General features: G+C 70.1%; 17 protein-coding genes and 1 riboswitch. Of the genes, 8 read left to right on the top strand and 9 right to left on the bottom strand.

Translation table 11 applies throughout. From position 1 onward, the window contains the following. Positions 1-25: 25 nt before the first annotated feature. The 3 genes from EV644_RS18440 (at position 26) to EV644_RS18430 (ending at position 4697) form a co-directional block, all read left to right on the top strand. On the top strand, positions 26-226 hold the full coding sequence (locus tag EV644_RS18440; protein ID WP_132189532.1) for a hypothetical protein: 201 nt from the start codon (positions 26-28) through the stop codon (positions 224-226). Positions 227-377: 151 nt separating this feature from the next. Beyond that, a complete protein-coding gene (locus EV644_RS18435; protein WP_132189531.1) occupies positions 378-3299 on the top strand; it encodes an ATP-binding protein in 2922 nt (973 codons plus the stop codon). A gap of 162 nt (positions 3300-3461) precedes the next feature. Further along, the gene (locus EV644_RS18430) at positions 3462-4697 is read left to right on the top strand and encodes an ROK family transcriptional regulator (RefSeq protein ID WP_132189530.1); all 1236 of its coding nucleotides are present in this window, start codon (positions 3462-3464) and stop codon (positions 4695-4697) included. A 39-nt stretch (positions 4698-4736) separates the two neighbouring features. Here the strand turns inward: EV644_RS18430 and EV644_RS18425 are convergent, their stop codons facing one another. Both EV644_RS18425 and EV644_RS18420 read right to left on the bottom strand, forming a co-directional pair. Next, complete coding sequence (locus EV644_RS18425) at positions 4737-5165, bottom strand: PPOX class F420-dependent oxidoreductase (RefSeq protein WP_132189529.1); 429 nt, start codon at positions 5163-5165, stop codon at positions 4737-4739. 70 nt (positions 5166-5235) lie between these two features. Further along, complete coding sequence (locus EV644_RS18420) at positions 5236-5982, bottom strand: alpha/beta fold hydrolase (RefSeq protein WP_132189528.1); 747 nt, start codon at positions 5980-5982, stop codon at positions 5236-5238. Between the two features lie 141 nt (positions 5983-6123). On the opposite strand from EV644_RS18420, the gene lysX reads away from it, so the two are divergent. After that, positions 6124-9480 (top strand): bifunctional lysylphosphatidylglycerol synthetase/lysine--tRNA ligase LysX, encoded by a 3357-nt coding sequence (gene lysX, locus EV644_RS18415; RefSeq protein WP_132189527.1) that lies wholly within the window; start codon positions 6124-6126, stop codon positions 9478-9480. A 57-nt stretch (positions 9481-9537) separates the two neighbouring features. On the opposite strand, the gene EV644_RS44610 is transcribed toward lysX, so the two are convergent. After that, positions 9538-10245 carry a hypothetical protein gene (locus EV644_RS44610; RefSeq protein WP_158292866.1) on the bottom strand — a complete coding sequence of 236 codons (708 nt, stop codon included), beginning with the start codon at positions 10243-10245 and terminating at the stop codon, positions 9538-9540. A 245-nt stretch (positions 10246-10490) separates the two neighbouring features. Beyond that, a complete protein-coding gene (locus tag EV644_RS18405) occupies positions 10491-11345 on the bottom strand; it encodes a helix-turn-helix transcriptional regulator (protein ID WP_132189526.1) in 855 nt (284 codons plus the stop codon). A 102-nt stretch (positions 11346-11447) separates the two neighbouring features. Here EV644_RS18405 and EV644_RS18400 point away from each other — a divergent pair, with 102 nt between their 5' ends. Beyond that, positions 11448-12155, top strand: coding sequence for an SDR family oxidoreductase (locus EV644_RS18400; RefSeq protein ID WP_132189525.1), 708 nt, complete (start codon positions 11448-11450; stop codon positions 12153-12155). 37 nt (positions 12156-12192) lie between these two features. Here EV644_RS18400 and EV644_RS18395 read toward each other — a convergent pair whose 3' ends face one another. After that, a complete protein-coding gene (locus EV644_RS18395; protein ID WP_132189524.1) occupies positions 12193-12855 on the bottom strand; it encodes a hypothetical protein in 663 nt (220 codons plus the stop codon). 176 nt (positions 12856-13031) lie between these two features. Between EV644_RS18395 and EV644_RS18390 the strand changes: the two genes are divergently transcribed. Next, positions 13032-13718: an alpha/beta fold hydrolase gene (locus EV644_RS18390; RefSeq protein ID WP_132189523.1), complete on the top strand. Its 687-nt coding sequence runs from the start codon at positions 13032-13034 to the stop codon at positions 13716-13718. A 3-nt stretch (positions 13719-13721) separates the two neighbouring features. Here EV644_RS18390 and EV644_RS18385 read toward each other — a convergent pair whose 3' ends face one another. Beyond that, complete coding sequence (locus tag EV644_RS18385; RefSeq protein WP_132189522.1) at positions 13722-15095, bottom strand: L-serine ammonia-lyase; 1374 nt, start codon at positions 15093-15095, stop codon at positions 13722-13724. A 79-nt stretch (positions 15096-15174) separates the two neighbouring features. Next, positions 15175-15267, bottom strand: a riboswitch (glycine riboswitch). Positions 15268-15412: 145 nt separating this feature from the next. Here EV644_RS18385 and EV644_RS18380 point away from each other — a divergent pair. Beyond that, the gene (locus EV644_RS18380; protein ID WP_132189521.1) at positions 15413-16348 is read left to right on the top strand and encodes a hypothetical protein; all 936 of its coding nucleotides are present in this window, start codon (positions 15413-15415) and stop codon (positions 16346-16348) included. Here EV644_RS18380 and EV644_RS18375 read toward each other — a convergent pair. Then, a complete protein-coding gene (locus tag EV644_RS18375) occupies positions 16345-16716 on the bottom strand; it encodes a DUF3817 domain-containing protein (protein ID WP_132189520.1) in 372 nt (123 codons plus the stop codon). The genes EV644_RS18380 and EV644_RS18375 overlap by 4 nt on opposite strands. A 160-nt stretch (positions 16717-16876) precedes the next feature. On the opposite strand from EV644_RS18375, the gene EV644_RS18370 reads away from it, so the two are divergent. Further along, a complete protein-coding gene (locus EV644_RS18370; protein WP_241998339.1) occupies positions 16877-18346 on the top strand; it encodes an alpha/beta hydrolase in 1470 nt (489 codons plus the stop codon). A gap of 116 nt (positions 18347-18462) precedes the next feature. Here the strand turns inward: EV644_RS18370 and EV644_RS18365 are convergent, their stop codons facing one another. Together EV644_RS18365 and EV644_RS18360 are read right to left on the bottom strand one after the other, a co-directional pair. Next, entirely contained in the window at positions 18463-18699 is a 237-nt protein-coding gene (locus tag EV644_RS18365) for a hypothetical protein (protein ID WP_132189518.1), read from the bottom strand. A 250-nt stretch (positions 18700-18949) separates the two neighbouring features. Next, entirely contained in the window at positions 18950-20374 is a 1425-nt protein-coding gene (locus tag EV644_RS18360) for an aminopeptidase P family protein (RefSeq protein WP_132189517.1), read from the bottom strand.

The following is a 20374-nucleotide window of genomic DNA, read 5'->3' as shown; positions in this document are numbered from 1 at the left end:
ACCCACCACCGACAGGGGAAACACCATGACCGCCCAGAACACCTCCAGTGACGACCAGTTCGACTCCCAGACCGCCGAGACCGACCCGCTCGGCCCGATCGACGTGCCGACCCGCTCGCGCCTCGGCCGCCGGGCGATGGCTCTGGCCGGCGTGGTCGGTGTCGCGAGCGTCGGGGTAGCCGCGCTCGCTGAGACCTTCAGCACCTGGCCGACGATCGCCGAATAACCCCATGGACCAGCCGTCGGCGGGCGGTCGCGGACGTCCGCTGACGGCTGAACATACGTTTGCTGCACCGGTCGTCCGCGTTGTCCGGCGGCTCGGACCAACCTGCCGATTCGACTGCGACCGGACCGACACGTCGTTAAAGTAAGCAAGCATGCAGACCCATGCGCCGAAGGTGGTCGGCAGAGACGGGGAGATCGACCATCTCCGCGGTCTGCTGGCCTCGGCACGTGACGGTCGCGGGGGTGCGGTCTTCCTGGTCGGTGAGCCCGGGATCGGCAAGAGCCGGCTGGCCGCGGTGAGTACCACCAAGGCGCTCGACGAGGGCATGGCCACCCTTCGCGGCCGGGTCGGAGCCGTCGGCAACATGGTGGCCTTCCGCCCTTTCACCGAAGCGCTGCTGTCCTTGATCCGGCGCGGCGAGATGCCGCCGTCCGAGGGCCTCGGCCCGTACCGTCAGGTGCTCGGTCGGCTGGTCCCGGACTGGGACGACGGCACCGCCCACGAGACCGCGACGTCCGCGGTCGTGCTGGGCGAGGGCATCCTGCGCCTGCTCGCGCTGGCCGGCCGTGACCGGGGCTGCCTGCTGGTGCTCGAGGATCTGCACGGCTCCGATCCCGAGACGCTGGCCGTGGTCGAGTACCTGCTGGACAACCTCAGCGAGCAGCCGATCGCGCTGGTCGCCACACTTCGCTCCGAGAGGTGCGCCGGTCTGGAGCTCGCCCGGCTGTCCGCCCAGCGAGGCACCGCGGCGATGATCGACCTGCAACCGCTCGGCCGTGACGAGGTCGGCGAGCTCGTCGCGGGCTGCCTGGAAGTGCCGCTGAGCGGCGTACCGGACCACCTCACCGACCAGCTCTGGCGGGACAGTGCCGGGATCCCTTTCATCGTCGAGGAACTGCTGCAGGAGTTCGGCAGGTCGGGCCAGTTGCTGTCCGGCCCGGACGGCAGCATCCAGGTCGTCGACGGACTCCAGACCAGCGTCCCGGCCGCCGTGGTGCGCAGCATCGGCAGCCGGACCAGCCAGCTCGGACCGAAGTCGCGGGACCTGCTGATCCTGGCCGCGGTGATCGGGCATCGATTCCCACTCAGCGTTGTCCGCAAGGCCACCGGGACCGACGAGCGGCTGCTGCTCGCGACCTTGCGGGCCGGCCTGGCGGCCCAGCTGGTCGGGCCGGACGAGCCGGTGCCCGACTGGTACGCGTTCCGCCATCCGTTGACCGCGGACGCCCTGCTGGCCGGGCTGACGCCGACCGAGCGGTCCATCCTGGCCCGGCGGTGTGCCGACGCCATCGAGGAGCTCCACCCCGGCCTGCCGGGCGAGTGGTGCCCGATGGTCGCGGAGCTCGCCGAGACCGCTGGCGACCTGGCCCGGGCCGGCCGCCAGTTCGCGCTGGCCGGCCGCAGATCCTTCGACGACGGCTCGATGGGCTCGGCGGTGAACCTGCTGGAACGCGCGAACACCCTGCTCGCCGCGGATCCCGACACCACCTACCGCGCGGAGGTGCTCGGTTCGCTGCTGATCGCGCTGAGCGAGACCGGCATGTTCGAGAACAGCGCCAAACACGCGACCGCCATCGAGGAGATGGCCGACCGCAACCTGGACGGCCGGAAGGTCGCGGCGCTGCACATCCAGCTCGCCAACGTCGAGCACATGGCTGGCCGATGGTCTGCGGCAATGACCCAGGTGGCGACCGCACGCTCCCTGCTCGGCCCGGACGCCGGTGACGCGGATCTCGCCCCGCTGGACGCGATCGCGGCCCACCTCGAGCTGGCCCGGCCGAGCCCTGGCCGGCTCCGGTCCGCGACACTGCTCGCCACCCGCGCCGCCGAGGCCGCGGAACGCGCCATGCTGCCGGCCGTGGCCTGCGACGCCCTGCAGTTGCTGGGGATCCTCTCCCGCGAGCACGACCTGGCGAAGTCCGTCGCGTACTTCCATCGCGCCCGGCAGGTCGCCGAAGAACACAACATGACGTTCCAGCGGGTCTGTTCGCATCTGTTCCAGGCCGGCACGATCTGCCTGACCAACGGGAGCGTGGTCGAGCTGGAACGAGCCCGCCAGCAGGCCCTGCGGATCGGCGCCATCCCGCTGGCGTACGAGGTCGACGGGATCCTCGGGCAACAGGCGATCCTGCGCTCGGAGTACGACAAGGCCGCGGTGATCCTCGAGGAGTGCCTGGAGGTGACCCGGCGGCTCAAGCTCGGCCGCGGCGCGGCGTACGTGCTGGTGACGAAGGCGATCATGCAGGCGCACCAGGGACGGCGCGCCGCGATGGAGGAGACGCTCGCGGAGGTCGCCGTCTGGGGTGAGCGCGGCTCGTACGAGCTGCCCTACTCCTACGGCCTGGCCCGGACCTTCTGCGCGCTGCTGGAGGAGAACCACGAGCTGGCCGAGTCCGAGATGGCCCAGGCCCTCGCGTACGACGCCCAGAACCCGACCACCTTCCACACCTCCGGCAAGAACGGGCTCGGCCTGCTGCTCGGCGTCCTCGCCGGGCGGAACGGGTGGCCGCACTTCGAGGCGGTGACGGCGAAAGCGGCGAGCGGGATGCGGTGGAACAAGCAGTTCGTCCAGCTCGCACACGCCGTACTGCTCGGGCGCGACGGCCGGATCGACGAGGCGAACGCGATCCTGTCGGTGGCGCAGGAGACCTCCTCGCTCTATCCGATGGCCCGGCACCTCGGGCTGCGACTGGTTGCTCAGCCCGCGGCGACCGACGGGTGGGGCGAGCCGGTGAGCTGGCTGCGGCAGGCCGAGGACTACTTCCACAATGCGGAGATTCCAGCGGTGGCGAGCGCCTGCCGCAGCATGTTGCGGCAGCTCGGGGCGACGGTCTCGCAGCGGCGGAGCGGAACCGACCAGGTGCCGGCGAATCTGCGCCAGCTGGGTATCACCACCAGGGAGTTCGAGGTCGTGCAGTTGCTGGTGGACCGGATCGGGAACAAGTCGATCGCGTCGCGGCTGCACATCTCACCCCGGACGGTGGAGAAGCACGTCGCCAGCCTGATGACCAAGACCCAGCAGCCGGACCGGGAGGCCCTCAGCAGTTTCGCGCGGACGGTGTTGCAGGACTGAGCCCTGCCCCAGTGCGTGTGCTGGGCAGGTGGACGGCTGGTGAGTGATAGTTGTCGACTCACGGACTTCGGGGCGACCGCCCGCCCCGGCGTTCTGGGCGTGCTCGGCGCGCGCAAGCGACAGCTAATTTATGAACGCTCGCTTTATATATAGGATGGGTGAGTGGCAGGCAAGGGGTCGGACATGGGCAAGGGAACGGTCGGCGGCGGCGGTACGACGATGCTGCGGCGGATCAACGTCGCTGCGGTGCTGGACGCGGTTCGCCGCTCGGCACCCGCACCGCTGCGGGTCGCGGAACTGGTGGAACGCACCGGCCTGGCCAGACCGACCGTGGCGCAGGCAGTCGATGAACTGCTGGACGCCGGTTGGCTGCAGCAGCACGGCCCGGACTCGGCGGACCGCTCGCTCGGCCGCCCGGCCATCCGGGTCTCCCTGCGCGGCCGCGCCGCGCCGGTGCTCGGCCTGGACGTCGGCCCGCACCGCGTCACCGTCGGCGTCTCCGACCTGGCCGGCCGCAAGCTCTCGCTGGTACGCCGGTCCGGGCCCGGGTGGACCGCCCAGGAGCTCCTGGGGGTTATCAGCGAGGTGATCACCGAGGCGCTCGCCGAGGCGGAGGTGCCGGCCGAGGACATCGCCGCGGCGGTCGCCGCGAGCCCCGGCATCGTGGACGAGCACACCGGCCGGGTCCAGCTGGTCCCGAGCGTGCCGGGGTGGTCCGCGATCGACCTGACCAAACACGTCCGCAGCCTGCTCGACTGCCCGGTGATTCTCGACAACGACGCCAACCTGGCGGCCCTGGCCATCGCAGCGGCCCGTGGCGGCACGGGGACCCTGCTGGCCGTTCAGTGGGGCGAGCGGCTCGGTGCCGGCATCGTGATCGACGGCCGGCTCCACCGGGGCACTGGCGCCGCTGGTGAGATCGGCTTCATCGCCACGGCCCCGGACGACGTGATCAACCCCGAGGACAGCCGCGGCCCGCTGGAACGCGCTGTCGGCTCGGAGGCGATCGCTGCTCTCGGGCGTCAGGCTGTGCTCGACAACCCGGACTCCCGGCTGGCGGAGCTCGGCCGGGACCAGCTGGATACGGCCGATGTGTTCGCCGCTGCGGCCGAGCGTGATCCCGTCGCGCAGGCGGTCGTGCAGCAGGTGGCCCGCGACTTCGCCCGGGCGCTGGCGCCCGCAGTACTGGTGCTGGACCCGACCGCTGTGGTGATCGGTGGCGGTGTGGCGCGTGCGGGTGCTGTGCTGCTCGACGCGATCTCCGACCAGCTCCGGTTGCTGACGCTGAACCACCCCAAGCTCGAGCTCTCCGCCCTCGCCGAGGACGCCGTGGTCACCGGTGCCATGCGGATGGCGCTGGACGAGGTCTGGCAGCGCAAGCTCCCGACCCCGCGCTGACGACGCCCGCCTGGTCCGGGCCGGCCCGCGTGGTCCGGGCTAGTCCACCCGGTCTGGCTGATGCACGGTGCGGTGGGCCGGGTACCAGGTGTCGCCGGCGGGTCTGCCCTCGATGTTCCAGCTCCAGCTCGTGGTGGGGACGATGCGGCTGTAGAGGCCGGGGCCGACCATGCCGACGCGCTCGATCGGCAGCTCCGCCCGACCGTAGACCCGGACGCAGCGAGCGATGAACGGCTCCAGCGAGATCAGGTCGTCGATCACCAGCGCGACCTTGTCGCGGCCGGCCCTCAGATTGCTGAACTTCCGCGTCTGCACGACGTCCGGCCCCACCCCGCCGACCCAGAAGACGCCGTCGTCGAGCTCGAACGCCACCGGGACCAGGTCGGGCTGCCCGTCCTCCCCCAACGTCGCCAGCCGCGCGAGCGGCTGCGACCGCAGGTAGGCGATCTCCCCATCGGTGAAACCCATCAGTCCTCCTCAATAGGCATGATCACCCTCTACACGAACAGGCGCGGCCTGGATCGACGCCTCGACGAGGTCAGATCTGGACGAGGAGGCCGGCGATCGCGTCGGGCCGGTCCAGGTGGACCAGGTGGGCCGAGTCGGGCAGGACTTCGACCGTTGCGTTCAGCTTGGCCGCGAGGGCACGCTGACCAGCCAGCCAGCGGTTGGCGGTGAACCGGGAACTGCCTCCGGTGGCAACCAGCAGAACGGTCGGCGGCAGGTCCTCCGGCGGGTGCTCCAGCAGCGCGGCCACCTCCGCCGCCAGCGCCCAACTGCTCGCCAGCTCGTCCCAGAAGAGCAACCACGACCCCGGCGCGCCGTACCGGGCCCTGGCTGTTGCCTTGGACAACAGATCCCGGTTGGTCGCGCTGCCGACCCGGACCAGCAACCGCCGCGCCGCCGGCCCGAGCAACCCCGGTACGCCGATCCGGCCGAGGAATCCCAGCAGTGCGCGGATCCCGCGGTCGGCGGGAGTGCCCGGGTAGAGCCAGCGCAGGCCGGTCTCCGAGGTGAGGCTGGTGTCGACCAGGATCAGCCGGTCCACCTCGAACGGCCGGATGAGCATCCACCGCAGCGCCGCGAGTCCGCCAATGGAGTGACCGACCAGGCCGACGGGCGACTCCACCCCGGCGGCCGAGCTGAGCACGTCGGGGGCGGAGGTGACCGGAGTACGCCAGGGGTCGATCAGGCGGAGCTCGCAGGAGGGCAGCAGCGAGACGACCCGGCCGAACTCCTCAGGCGTCTCGGCCAGCCCCGGCAGCACCACCCAGCGCGTATTCATCGGAGCAAAGCCTGCCTCACCGCGGGCGACGCTGTCGCCGAGATTTAGCACACCTGCCCCGGTGCGCGCGCGGGAGCTGGACGGCTGCCATGGGGGCCAGCGTCGCAGAGGCCGCCAAGTGGCAGGTGGGATGATCGCACCGTGTCATCGCAACAGGACGTACCGAACTGGCAGCACCGGGCGGCCGTCTGGGTCGGCCGCGTCGTCGTGGCCGCCTCGGTCTGGTCCTTCCTAGCGATCCCGCTGCACCTGTTCGCACCGGCGTACGTGCGCAAGGTCGACCTGGCCTTCGAGTTCTTCGGGATCCCGGCCGGTCACACGTTCTTCTCCGCGGTCTACCTCGCCGTCATCGGCAGTGCCTTGCTGCGTGGGAAGCGAGCGGCGCTGCTCTGGGTGCTGTGGGTCTTCGAGGTGCTGTGGCTGGTCACCCAGATCGCCGCGGTCGCGTTCACCAGCGTCCGGCTGGCCAATCCGGACGACGCCGCGCTGCTGGAGGAGTTCGGCCGCCCGGCCAGGATCCAGGACCTGGAGCGCGGCATCGCCCAGCTGGTCGTGGTCTCCGCGCTGATCGTGCTGCTGTGGAAGATCCGCGGCGCCTTCCCGGCCCGGGTCGCGCCCGGTAGCCGGCGGCAGGCGATCGCCGCCCTGGTCGCCGGGCTGATGATCTCGATCGCGGTCAGCATCACCCTGACCCAGATCTTCCCGAACACCCTGAGCGGCCAGAAGGAGAAGATCGGCTGGGCGGTGATGGCCGCGCTCGGCCAGAGCCGGACCAGGATCGGCGCCGGCCACGAGGGACACGGCTGGGTCGGCCTGGCCGTCGGCGCGATCTCGGCGGCCTCCCTGGTGATCGCATTCGCCATCTTCCTCCGCTCGGTCCGCCGGGTCCGCTACCTGAGCCAGCCCGAGGAACTGCACCTCCGCCGCCTGCTGCTCCAGTACGGCGAACGCGACTCGCTCGGGTACTTCGCCACCCGGCGCGACAAGGCCGTGGTCTTCTCCCCGGACAACGAGGCCGCGATCGCGTACCGGGTGGTCAACGGGGTCAGCCTGGCCAGTGGCGACCCGCTGGGCGATCCGGCGGCGTGGCCCGGCGCCATCAACCGCTGGCTCGCCGAGGCCCGGACGTACGGCTGGTCCCCCGCGGTCCTGTCCGCCAGCGAGGAGGCGGCCCACGCGTACGTCGACGCGGGGCTGCGCGCGCTCGCGATGGGCGACGAGGCGATCATCGACGTGGCGGACTTCACCCTCGAGGGCCGGACGATGCGGCCCGTACGGCAGGCGGTCACCCGGGCCCAGCGGTCCGGGTACCACGCCGAGGTAGTCCGGCAGGGCGACCTGTCCCCCGCGATGCTCGCCAAGTACGTCAAGCTCGCCGAGCACTGGCGGGGAGCTCAGACCGAGCGTGGCTTCTCGATGGCCCTCGGCCGGCTCGGCGATGCATCCGACGCCCGTTGTGTGATGGTGATCGCCCGGGACGCCGACGGCACAGTACGGGGCCTGCTGTCGTTCGTGCCCTGGGGTGTGCGCGGGGTGTCGCTGGACCTGATGCGGCGCGATCCCGAGTCCGTGAACGGCCTGATGGAGTTCATGGTCAACGCGCTGGTGGACGCCTGCGGCGATCTCGGCGTGCACCACATCTCACTGAACTTCGCCATGTTCCGGGAGATCTTCAGCGACGCCGAGCGGGTCGGAGCCGGGCCGGTACTGCGGCTCACCAACGCCCTGCTCACCGCCGCGTCCCGGTTCTGGCAGCTCGAGAGTCTGTACCAGTCGAACGAGAAGTACCTGCCGCGCTGGTCGCCCCGGCTGATCTGCTACTCGCGCGGCGCTTCCCTTGCCCAGGTGCTGCTCGCGGCCGGCACGGCTGAGGGATTCCTGCCCGCACCCCGGCCGTGGACGCGGGTCGACACGCTGGAGACCGCCGAGCGGCACGCGATCATGGCGGCCGACGGCGGCCAGTTCGCCCTCGCGGTTCGGGAGCAGGAGGAAGCGCTGCTGCGGCCCGCGTTGCCGGATCGCCGGCTCACCGAGCAGGAGCGGATCCGTCGCGGCAAGCTCGCCGGACTGGTTGCCGCTGGCATCGAACCCTATCCGGTCTCGGTGCCGAGGACGGAAACCCTGGAACGGATCCGGGCAGTGCACCAGAACCTGCCCGCCGACCACCACACCGGCCACCAGGCATCCGTCACCGGCCGGGTCACCCGGATGCGGAACCACGGCGGGCTGGCCTTCGCCGAGCTGCAGGACGGCCTGTCGAGCCTCCAGGTGATGCTCGCCACCGACAGCTGCGGCATCACCTCGCTGGAGAACTGGCGTCGGCTTGTCGACATCGGCGATCACGTCAGCGTCACAGGCGAGGTGGTTACCAGCCGCCGGGGCGAGTTGTCGCTCGCGGCGACCAGCTGGCTGATGGCAGCGAAGTGCCTGCATCCCCTGCCGGACAAGCGAAACGGCTTCACCGATCCCGAGGCCAGGGTCCGCCAGCGCCACCTCGACCTGGTGATGAACCCCGAGTCCCTGCAGATGATGCAGTACCGCAGCACCGCGGTACGGGCCTTGCGCAACGGATTCGAGAGCCGCGGGTTCATCGAGGTGGAGACGCCGATGCTGCAGGCTGTGCACGGCGGGGCGAACGCGCGGCCGTTCGTCACCCACATCAACGCCTACGACACCGACCTGTTCCTGCGGATCGCGCCCGAGCTGTTCCTGAAGCGGCTCAGCGTCGGCGGGCTCGGCAAGGTGTTCGAGCTCAACCGGAACTTCCGCAACGAGGGTGCCGACGCGACCCACAACCCCGAGTTCACCTCGGTCGAGGCCTACCAGCCGTACGCCGACTACGTCACGATGCTCGAGCTGACCCGGGAGCTGCTGATCGAGGCGGCCACCGCGGTGTTCGGGAAACCCGTCGTGCAGCGGCCGGACGGCGAGATCGACATCTCCGGCGACTGGCCGGTCGTCACCGTGCACGACGCGGTCAGCCGGGTGGCCGGAGTACAGGTGGACTCCGGGACCTCGGCCGAGCGGTTGCGGGAGATCTGTGCGGAGCACGGCGTACACGCCGGATTCGACCTGTCCGCAGGGGAACTGGTGCTCGAGCTGTACGACGAACTGGTCGAGCCGACGACCACCCTGCCGACGTTCTACACCGACTTCCCGGTCGAGACGTCGCCGCTGACCCGGACCCATCGCAACAACCCTCGACTGGCCGAGCGGTGGGACCTGGTCGCCTTCGGCGCAGAGATCGGTACGGCGTACTCCGAACTGGTGGATCCGGTGGAGCAGCGGCGACGGTTGACAGAGCAGTCGCTGAAGGCGGCCGCGGGTGACCCCGAGGCGATGTCGCTGGACGAGGACTTCCTCAGTGCGCTCGAGTACGCGATGCCACCGACCGGTGGGCTCGGCATCGGCGTCGACCGGGTGATGATGATGCTCACCGGCCAGAACATCCGCGCCACCCTCGCGTTCCCCTTCGTCCGGCCCGCTCCGCGCCTCTGAACTCTGACCGAAGGGTTGACCGGTCCGAAACGTTGACCGCCGAGTCGGGAACCGCGGTTACGGGCCGAGCAGTCCGCCGACGCCTTCGAGCAGGTCGACCACTGGATCGACCACGGGTGTCAGGATCTCGACCACAGGCTCCAGCGGCCCCGACGCCTCCGGCGGGTCAGTCGGCTCTTCAGCCGGCGGCGGCGGCTCGGCCGGTGGTTCGGCCGGCTGGGTCGGCTGCGAGGTAGCCGGCGCGGTCGGTTTGGTGGCGGGCTTCGACGCCGTGGTGGTGCCAGACTTCGAGGTGGTCGTCTGGTTGGTCGGCGAGGTCTGCGTTCCAGCCTTGGGTTGGGTCTTCCCGGCCGACGCGGTCCCAGTCGAACCTGTTTGTTGCTGTCCGACCGTCGGCGCGCCCCGGTTCGCCGTACCGGCAGGCACAACGACGTCAGGCAGTTTGACATCCAGCGCCGGGTCGCCCGGGCCGACGGGTGTCGACTCGTCAGCGCCACCTGGCGTCGGCGGCATACCCTCCAGCCGCACCGAGGTATCGCCGCCCGGACCGACAGGCAGTAGCCCCGCCTGAGGTTCGGTGGGCGCCTGCCCGGCCGCGTAAGGCAGCAGCGGACTGTTGAAGGTCGGCCCGCCCAGCAGACTGCTCGTCAGCAGCAACAGGTACGCGGACGTCGGTGCGATCACCAGCATCGCCGCCCGGCGGCGAACGCGACTGCGCCGCCCGGCCGGACCGGCAACGGCCGACTGACCAAAGAATGTGTTCATGATTTCCCCCCTGCAGCCCCAGGTTCGGCAGATTACGCCATTTCCACCGGGAGGAGAAGACACTAATTAACCAACGCGATATCCGCCGGTTCAGCGCGGGCCGTCCTGCGCCCACGCGAGGAACACCATCACCACCAGGCGATCAGCCGGCGCCGTGCGTCATAACAGCCGCTGTTGTTGCCGTCAGCCACTGCCCTCGCCACATTTACGGAATTGCCCGGACTCGATACTCGTGAGCGCCTGAATTACGTCATCGATTGCAGGCCGACGACCGACAGCAGGCGGAGTTTCTCGGCCGCGTCGGAGCCGGGCGCCGCGGTGTAGACGACGATGCGCAGGTCGCTGCCCGGGACGGTGAGGACATCGCAGTCGAGGGTGATCGCGCCCAGCTCCGGGTGGTTCACCGTCTTGCGCTCGGATCCATGGAAGGCGATGACTGGTTCTTCCCACAGCCGCGCGAACAGCTCACTGCCGGCCCGGAGCTCGTCGATCAGGGCTCGCAGGTCCGGGTCCTTCGGATAGCGCGCGGCCGCGGCGCGCAGGTCGGTCACCATCGCGTCCATGAAGTGCTCCGCCTGCTCGGGCGTCTGGACGACCCGGCCGAACCCGCCGACCTCGCCGTCCTGCGAAGCCGCGGAGAAGTGCCGCCAGATGATGTTGCGGTGCCGGCCCCGCAGTCCCGACGGATCACCGATGAGCGCTGTCCAGAGGGGATTCCAGCTGATCATCGTCCACGCCGCGTCGCACACGCTGAGCGGCGCACCTTCCAGCTGGTCGACCAGCCGCTGCACACCAGGCGGGATGTACGCCGAGACGCGGCCGGGCGTCGGCTCGACCTGACCCGCGAGCACGAACAGATGGTTGCGCTCGGCATCATTCAGCCGGAGCGCCCGGGCCAGTGCGGTGAGCACCTGGACCGAGGGCGCGGACGACCTGCCTTGTTCGAGCCGGATCACGTAGTCGACGGAGAGACCGGCCAGTTGCGCCAGCTCCTCGCGCCGGAGTCCGGGGGCTCGCCGCCTGTCCCCCTTGGGCAGGCCGGCCTCGACCGGCGTCACACGATCTCGCCAGGCGTGCAGCGTCCTTCCAAGTTCTCCCACCTCGCCAGTATGTCCGCCGCTACCCAAACGAGCCTGGTACTGCCAGTCCCCAGGACATGCGGTGCTCTGTCTGCCTCCGCGAGCAGCAAGCAGCCTGAGGACATGACCACAACACTGATCACCGGAGCCAACAAGGGCCTCGGCTACGAGGCCGCCCGACAACTGATCGCCGCCGGCCACACCGTCTACCTCGGCGCCCGCGACCTCGAACGCGGCCGCCAGGCGGCTGACGAGCTGGGCGGCCGAGCGGTCCAGCTCGATGTCACGAACGAAGAGTCGGTGGAGGCAGCGGCGAAGCTGATCGCCGACGAAGCCGGCGGACTCGACGTTCTCGTCAACAACGCCGGGATCGCCGGTCCGGCCATGTCCGCGGCGGAGCTGACCGGGGACGACTACCAGGCAGTCTTCGACACCAATGTGTTCGGACCCGTGCGGGTCCTGCACGCCTTCCTGCCCTTGCTAGAGGCAAGTAGCACCGGCGTGATCGTCAACGTCAGCAGCGGCCTCGGCTCGGTCGCCGCCGCGACCGATCCCCAGACCCGTACGGCAGCCGTGCCGGGCTGGATCTCGGCGCCGGCGTACGCCGCATCCAAGTCCGCGTTGAACATGATCACCGCACAGTACGCGCACCAGTTCCCGCACCTGCGCATCAACGCGGTCGACCCCGGCTACACAGCCACCGACCTCAACGCCCACACCGGTCCCCAGACCGTCGAACAAGGCGCCGAGATCATCGTCCGCCTCGCAACCCTCACGCCCGAAGGCCCCACCGGCCAGTACCTCAGCCTGATCGGCGTCGTCCCCTGGTAGTGCTTCAGGATCGGCAGGCGCGACAGGATCGGTAGCGCTACAGGATCTTGTCGAGCAGGCCGAGTAGGGCATCGGTCAGGGACGGCTGGTCGGGCTCCTCGGGGTTGCCCGGTGGGTTGCTCGGGGTGTCCGGGGGTAGCGGCGGGTCGGTCGTCGGAGGCGGGGGCGGCGGGGTCTTGGTGGCCGGCGGGATGGACGGGTCGGGATGTTCGGCGGGGTTGGTCGTCGAACTGCCGGGGACCTGGGGTTCCGCGGGCCGGTCGGCCGAGCCGGGGGGCCACGAGTTTGCGACGGAGCGCTCGTTCCATCGGCCGGAGGTCGACGGGTCATCCGCCGACCGGCCGGTGGTCGAGCGGCCGTCGGCCGAGCCGGTCGATGGTCCGGTCGTCGACGGCGCGACCGTCGGCAGGACGGCCGGCGGCACGGTTGGGTTGGAGACCTCGGGCGGGATGGACGGGAAGTTCTTGGCGGGCAGACGACTCGGCTGGGGGCCGGCGATCGGACTGGTCGCGTCCACACCACCGCCCGGCAGCGGGATCAGCGGCGCGCCGAGGCGCGGCCCACCCAGCAGGCTGACGGACACCAGGACGGCATAGACGCCCGCAGGGGCGGCGACGAGAACGGCGATCCGGCGAAGCCCCCCACGCTTACGCCCGAACCTGCGTCGTTCTGCCTGTTCTTCCTCAGAGAACGGCTTCACAAGTCCGGGAGAGTAGCGGTTGACCAGCCGTTTCAAATAGTCCTGGAACTACTTTCACCATCACGACGCGATATCAGGCAGCAAGATGACCTGACTGCGACCAACCCTGCACAGGGAGTCAGCATCGGCTCGCTGGTGGACGGGCAGACCGCACGATCCTGTGCCAGCCTGCTCCCATGACTAGCGGACTCCTGCTGCACGGACTCGGCGCCACCGTCCGGGTCTGGGACGGCTGGCCCTCATCTGACCAGTGGTTCGCCCCAGACCTGCCGGGCCACGGCTCGGCCGCACCACTGCCGGAGTACAGCTTCGGGTCGATGGCGGCGGCCGTCGCCGAGAGCCTGCCGGTACGTCGGGGTCTCACGGTGCTGGGGCACTCCCTCGGCGGGGTGCTCGCCCTCGAGCTCGCCAGCGGCCGGTACGACGTCCAGGTGGATCGGGTGATCGCGCTCGGCGTCAAGGTTGTGTGGTCCGAGGAGGACCTCGCGCGGGCGGCGGCACTGGCGACGAAGCCGGTGGCCTGGTTCGAGACCCGGGACGAGGCGGCCGCGCGGTACCTCAAGGTCTCGGGGCTCCAGGGACTCGTCGATCCGGCCAGTGACGCGGTGGACCACGGCTTGGTGCGCGAAGGTGAGACGTGGCGACTGGCTTTGGATCCGCGGGCGTTCGGGGTGGGTGCCCCGGAGATGGCGAGGTTGATCGCCGACAGCCAGGCGGACGTGGTGCTGGCACGTGGTGAGCTCGACCCGATGAACACGGACGCCGAGCTAGCGGCGCTGCACGATCGGGTCGTCACCCTGCCCGGCCTTGGCCACAACGCCCACGTCGAGGACCCGGCAGCGGTGGCGGCGACCACCCGCTGACCGTCAGCACTCGATGACGTTGACGGCGAGGCCGCCGCGCGAGGTCTCCTTGTACTTGACCTTCATGTCGGCGCCGGTCTCGCGCATCGTCTTGATCACCTTGTCCAGGGTGACCACGTGCACGCCGTCGCCGTGCATCGCCATCCGGGCCGCGTTGATCGCCTTCACCGCCGCCATCGCGTTGCGCTCGATGCACGGGATCTGGACCAGGCCGCCGACCGGGTCGCAGGTCAGCCCGAGGTTGTGCTCCATCCCGATCTCGGCGGCGTTCTCGACCTGCTCCGGAGTACCGCCCAGCACCTCGCACAGTCCGGCCGCGGCCATCGAGCAGGCCGAGCCGACCTCGCCCTGGCAGCCGACCTCGGCACCGGAGATCGACGCGTTCTCCAGGTAGAGCACGCCGATCGCCGCGGCCGCGAGCAGGAACTGGACGACGCCGTCCTCGGTCGCGCCGGGCACGAACCGGCGGTAGTAGTGCAGCACCGCGGGAATGATGCCCGCGGCACCGTTCGTCGGCGCGGTGACGATCCGGCCGCCGGAGGCGTTCTGCTCGTTCACCGCGAGCGCGAACAGGTTGACCCAGTCCATCACCTTCAGCGGGTCCACCGACCACTTGTCGCTGCTCAGCTTGTGGTGCAGCGCGTGTGCCCGGCGCGGCACCTTCAGGCCACCCGGCAGGGTGCCCTCGGTCTCACAGCCTTCGTCGACGCAGTCCTGCATCACCTGCCAGATGTGCAGCAGGCCGGCCCGGATGTCCGGCTCGGTCCGCCAGGCCAGCTCGTTCGCGAGCATCACCTCGCTGATCGGCAGCTGCGACTCGCGGCACCGGTCGAGCAGCTCGGCGCCGGACAGGAACGGGTACTTGAGCGGTGTCCGGTCCTGCACGATCCGGTCCCCGGCCGCGGCGTTCTCGTCGACCACGAACCCGCCGCCGACCGAGTAGTACGTCCGCTCGCGCAGACAGGAACCGTCGGCCGCGCGGGCGACGAACGTCATCCCGTTCGGGTGGTACGGCAGCGCCTTGCGCCGGTGCATGACGAGCTGGGTGTTCTCGTCGAAGGCGATCTCGTGCCGCCCCGCGAGCCGCAGCCTGCCGGCCTCCCGGATCGCGGCGACCCGGCTGTCGACCGAGCGGGTGTCGACCGCCTCGGGGTCCTCCCCCTCGAGGCCGAGGATGACCGCCTTGTTGCTGCCGTGTCCGTGACCGGTCGCGCCGAGCGAGCCGAACAACTGGGACTCGACGGCCGTCGTACGCTCCAGCAGACCGTCGCCGGCCAGGCCGAGAGCGAAGGTGCGGGCGGCTCGCATCGGCCCCACGGTGTGGGAGCTCGACGGGCCGATCCCGATGCTGAACAGATCGAAAACACTGATCGCCATGTGCGGAGGTTCCTTCCGGTCGTCATTGACCGATTGGTTTGCCTCCCCGCTCTGTCGGACTGCTGTCCTTCAGAGGTGCCTCGCCCGTGCGGTGAAGGTGCCTGAGAGATTCTTGGGGAGAGTTGCTCCTACGGCGCCCGGTTCGAGCCCGGGTCTCTCCCGCACGGGTTCATGCGGCTGCTGTGTAGTTGTCGGCAGTTGCCTGCAGTTGTCGCCTGGACGGTACGGCGCTGTCGCCACGCCCGTCAATCCGGCGATGGAGGCGGTTCCCTCTCGCGATGGATGCGGCCCCGGCCACCCGCGGCGAGGCTGAGGCCATGACAACGACCGCGCGTAATCCGGACGTGGCGCGGGTACCCCCGGCGTGGATGAGCTGGGTCCCCCGGCTGGCCCTCGGCTGGGCAACCGCCTACGGCCTCGTGCGAGTCTGGTTCGCCACCGGGCACGCGCCGGAGTGGAAGTTCCCGGGTGGCGACCTGCTGATCCCCGACTGGCCGTCGGTGGCTGCCTGCCTGGTCAGCGCGGCTCTGGTGGTCGCGGCGACCACCTGGCCGCGGTACCGGCTGGTGATCGGGCTGCTGTGGGCGGCGGCCGCGGGGTGGGTCGCCGTGTCCGCCTTGGCTCTGCTGGACGTGGTCGGTGGCCTGCTGCCGGGGCTGGGGATCCCCTGGGACCTGGCGGGGATGCTCAGCCGGATCGGTGCACTCGCTGGCGCGGCATTGCTGGCGGGAACGGCTCTGGCTCGGCAACGCCAGCTGGACCCGACCTGCTTCGGGTGCAGCGGCCGCAGGCAGTCACTGACCTCCACACCGAGGTGGGCGGTGGCAGCAGCGTGGATAGCGGTCGGGGGTTGCTTGCTCCGCTTGGCGGCCCAGGCTGTCGTCGGCTTCGACACAACGCCCCATGCCGCCGGTCTCTCGATGCTGATCTTCGAAGGCGGCTTCCTGCTCGCCGGGATCGCACTGCCGCTACTGCTGGTCTACCGGCTCGGCAAGGTGTTCCCGCGGTGGATGTTGCTGCTGCCGGGTGCCGGCCTGGGCGCGGGCATCACGGCGTACTTCGGTGTCGGCCTGCTGCAAATGACCGCCGAAACCCTGCAGGGCAAGGTCGCGTTCGACGGCATCGACCTGCCGCAGAGCTTCTTCTGGGTGGCAGTACCGGCCTACTTCGTCTGGGGTGTGGGCCTGGCCGTCGCGACCTACGCCTACTACCTGCGGACTCGCAAGCCCTGCAGGCGTTGCGGTCGTCGTTAGCGCAGGCGGCCGGTGCGCTGGGCCCAGAGCTCGAAGAACCAGGTGAACAGCGGCGGGATGCTCGCGGCCAGGGCGACCAGCGTGGTGAGCCAGGTCCAGCGCAGCGGCTTGCGGACGACTGCGACCGTGATCACGTAGGCGATGAAGATGGTGCCGTGGATCGGCCCGAAGATCTTCACGCCGACCTCGTTGTCCGACAGCACGTACTTGAACAGCATGCCGATCAGCAGCCCGGTCCACGAGACCGCCTCGGCGATCGCCACCACCCGGAACCACCTGGCGTACTTCGATCCGGTGCCGGCCGCGGTCACATCGGCGGAGTCGATGGCGGGGTTGGCGGGGCTCGCGGCTGGAGTCGTCTCAGTCATCAGGTCTGTGACCCTAACAAGTCCCCGAAGCCGGTCGGGGGATCGGTCCGGGGTCAATCCCGATGTGCGTGGGAATGCGATTGCCGAGGATCAGGTCGTTCCCCAACGAGAAGGAAGACCTGTGAATCTCAGACTTCGAAGGACCGTCGCAGGAGGTGCGGTGCTGGCGACCGCGCTGGCCGGCGTCACCTTCGCGCCGACGCCCGCCACCGCGACCGCAGTACCGGAGACAACAGCACAAGGTTTGCGGTGGTCGGACTGTCTGCCGGAGGCAGGCGACACCGAGGAGGACAAGGAGCTGCTCGAGGGCTCGCAGTGCACCACCCTGCAGGTCCCGGTCGACTGGAACCATCCACACGGCCCGACCTTCGGACTGGCCCTCGCCCGCCGGCCCGCGAAGGATCCGGGCCACCGGGTGGGCTCCCTGGTGTTCGGACCGGGTGGGCCGGGCGACTCCGGGGTCGAGCGGATCCGGACCGGGATGAGCAGGTTCAGCACGAACCTGCAGGACCGGTTCGACATCGTCAGCTTCGACCCGCGAGGGATCGCGCGCAGCAACCCGGTGAAGTGCTCTGCGGCCCTGCTGGCTCAGCAGCCGTCGCCGATCATCCGGTCGCAAGCGGAGTTCGACCAGACGCTGCGGTACAACCGGAAGCTCTCCAAGGACTGCCGGGCCAACACCGGGCCGGTGTACGACCACATCGACAGCCTGCAGATCGTGCACGACCTGGACGCGATCCGGGCGGCTCTCGGCGAGTCGAAGCTGACGTTCCACGGCAGCTCTTACGGCACCCTGCTCGGGGAGCTGTACGCCGAGACGTATCCCAGCCGGGTCCGGGCGATCGTGCTGGAGAGCGTGGTCGACCACAGCCTGGGCACCAGCGCGTTCCTCGACACCCAGGCGTCGACCGCCCAGGACTCCTTCGACGAGTTCGTGAAGTGGTGTGACGCCAACACCGACTGCGTCCTGCACGGGCGGGACATCCCTGCTCTGTGGGCGAGCCTGCTGGCGCGAGCTGACCTCGGTGAGCTGCCGAACCCGAAGGTGCCGAACACGGCCCTGCCGCCGTTCATGCTGAGCTTCCTGGCCTTCCGCCAGCTCTACGACCCGCAATGGCCGGCGCTCGCCGGACTACTGAAGCAGCTCGACGAGAGCAAGCCGCCGGTCGTCGTGTCACCGCCCACGCCCACCGGGCTCGAGTCGAACACGTTCGCGGTGTTCTGCCAGGACTGGAGCCTGCCGGTGAGCAGCTATTCGCAGTACTCCGCTCAGCTGAAGCGACTGGCCAGGGACTACCCCGAGATGAAGTATCCCGGTGCGCTGCTCGCGATCGCCAGTTGCCTCGGCTCACCGACCCGGGTGGACAACCCGCAGCACCGGCTGAAGGTCCGCGGCCTGCAGACCCCGCTGCTGCTGATCAACTCGATCCACGATCCGGCCGCCGGCTACAACTGGGCAACCGACGTGGCGCGCCAGCTCGGCCGGCAGGGCGTCCTGCTCAGCTACGAAGGCTGGGGACACGGCAGCTACACGACCAGCCCTTGCATGGAACGTCCCGTGGACAGCTACCTGGTCTCGCTCCGGCTGCCAGCGCGCGGCGACTCCTGCCCCGCGATCCCGCCGGCCTGAGGTTCGGGCGACGCGTCAGGCTGACCCGCGAGTGATCCCCGGCACCGGGAAAAGAACCGAGGCCCCCTCGCCAGCAGGGAGAGGGGGTCTCGGTCCGCCCGGACCTCACTTGCGGTTCAGACGTGGACCAGGTCGGCTTCCTGGACCCTGGTCAGCGCGGCGCCCCCATACGCGCGGGCCGACAGGTCGAGGAGTTCGGCACAGGCCTTTTCGAGCGCCGCGGACTGCGACGAGCAGCGGTCGACGAACCAGTAAGGATCGTCGGGCTGCAGGTCGTCCGTGTCGTCGATGTCGGCGTACCAGTGGTGGTCACCGCCGCAGGCACAGTGAACCACCCGCACTCGCAGGTTCATCGGACTTTCCCCCCGTGCAACAGATCCCTGGGATCCCCCCCGGGTCCCAGTCGGGGCCAGCTCGGCCGGCGCGTGGTCGCGGCCCCCCACTGCCACGCGCCGGGCCGAGATTGACCCTCCCCCGCTCGCTACATCGTGGCGGACCCGCCCGGCGTTACTGGTTGTGACGATATTTTTCTGAGTGATTGCTTCACCACGCTCAGTGTCGACGACCACGCTCCGCGAGCACACCCGGGACGCATTTGCGAGGTCACTCTGGGAGATGGGCCTGGACCCACTGCTCCAGGCCGTCCGGGGTGATCGGCAGCGCCTCGGTGAGGATCTCCAGGCGGTCGGAGTGGACGACCACGTTGTCCTCGATGCGGATGCCGATGCCGCGGAGCTCCGGCGGGATGGTCTCGTCGTTCGGGTGGAAGTAGAGGCCCGGTTCGACGGCCAGGGCCATGCCCGCTGCCAGGTCGGCGGCGAAGTACGTCTCGGGGCGGGCCGAGTCGCAGTCGTGCACGTCGAGCCCGATGTAGTGCCCGAGACCGCAGACGACGTACCTGCGGTGCTGCTGCCCGTCCGCCCCTAGCGCCTCGTCGAGGGACACGTCGATCACGCCCCAGTCGCGCAGCCCCTCCACCAGCACCCGCATCGCCTCGTACTGGAAGGCCCGGTACGGCGCACCTGGGCGGACCGCGTCCAGGGCGGCGAGCTGTGCCGTGTGCACCAGGTCGTACACCTGCCGCTGGGCCGGGGTGAACTCCCCGGTCACCGGGAAGGTCCGGGTCACGTCGGCCGTGTACAGCGTGCGCGTCTCCACGCCCGCGTCCAGCAGGATCACGTCGCCCTCGCGGACGGCGCCGTCGTTCCGGACCCAGTGCAGCACCGGCGCGTGGTTGCCCGCAGCAACGATCGACGCGTACCCCGGACCGTTGCCCGCAGTACGGGCGCGGCGGTCGAAGGTGCCCTGCAGCCAGCGTTCACCGCCGCCGCGGACGGCCTCGGGGAGCTCCCGGGCGACGTCGGCGAAGGCCAGCACGCTCGCGGCGACCGCGTCGCGCAGCTGGTCGAGCTCCCAGCCGTCCTTGAGCCTGCGCAGCTCGGCGAGCGTCTGCCGCAATTCCTGGGTATCCGACGGCCGGCCATCGACCAACGCGTCGAGCAGCGGCTCCACGCCGTGCGTGGTCATCATCCACGGCACCGCGCCACGGACCGCGGCCGGAAGTTCCTCGATCGGGCGGCACGGCACTTGCAACGCCTCGGACCAGTCCTTCAGGCCCGGCACCGGCCCGATCCACAGCTCGCCGTCGCGGGCGTTCGCGAAGAAGTCGACCTCGGTCGGGCCGGCCGTCTCGCGCAGGTACAGCGTCGCGTCGCCGGCGGCGGAGATCACCAGCACCGAGCCCTCGGCCTGGCAGCCGGTCAGCCAGACGAAGTCGCTGTCGGCCCGGAAGAGGTAGTCGGTGTCGTTCGACCGCACCGGCGACCGGCCGGCCGCCACCGCGATCCGGCGTCCCGGCAGCGCGGCGCTCAGCTTCTGCCGGTGCTCGGCCGCCGCCTCGGCCAACCCCGCCGGCACTTGGACCGATCGATCCACCGGCCCCCAGCCCCGCGCGATCGACTCACGGAACCCGGCCGCATCGATCGGCCGGTACGACTTCCGCTGTTCCTCGGTCCGGTCTTCACTCAT

It is taken from the genome of Kribbella orskensis, assembly GCF_004342085.1.
GTDB lineage: Bacteria > Actinomycetota > Actinomycetes > Propionibacteriales > Kribbellaceae > Kribbella > Kribbella orskensis.
This window is presented reverse-complemented; position numbering and strand designations above follow the sequence as displayed.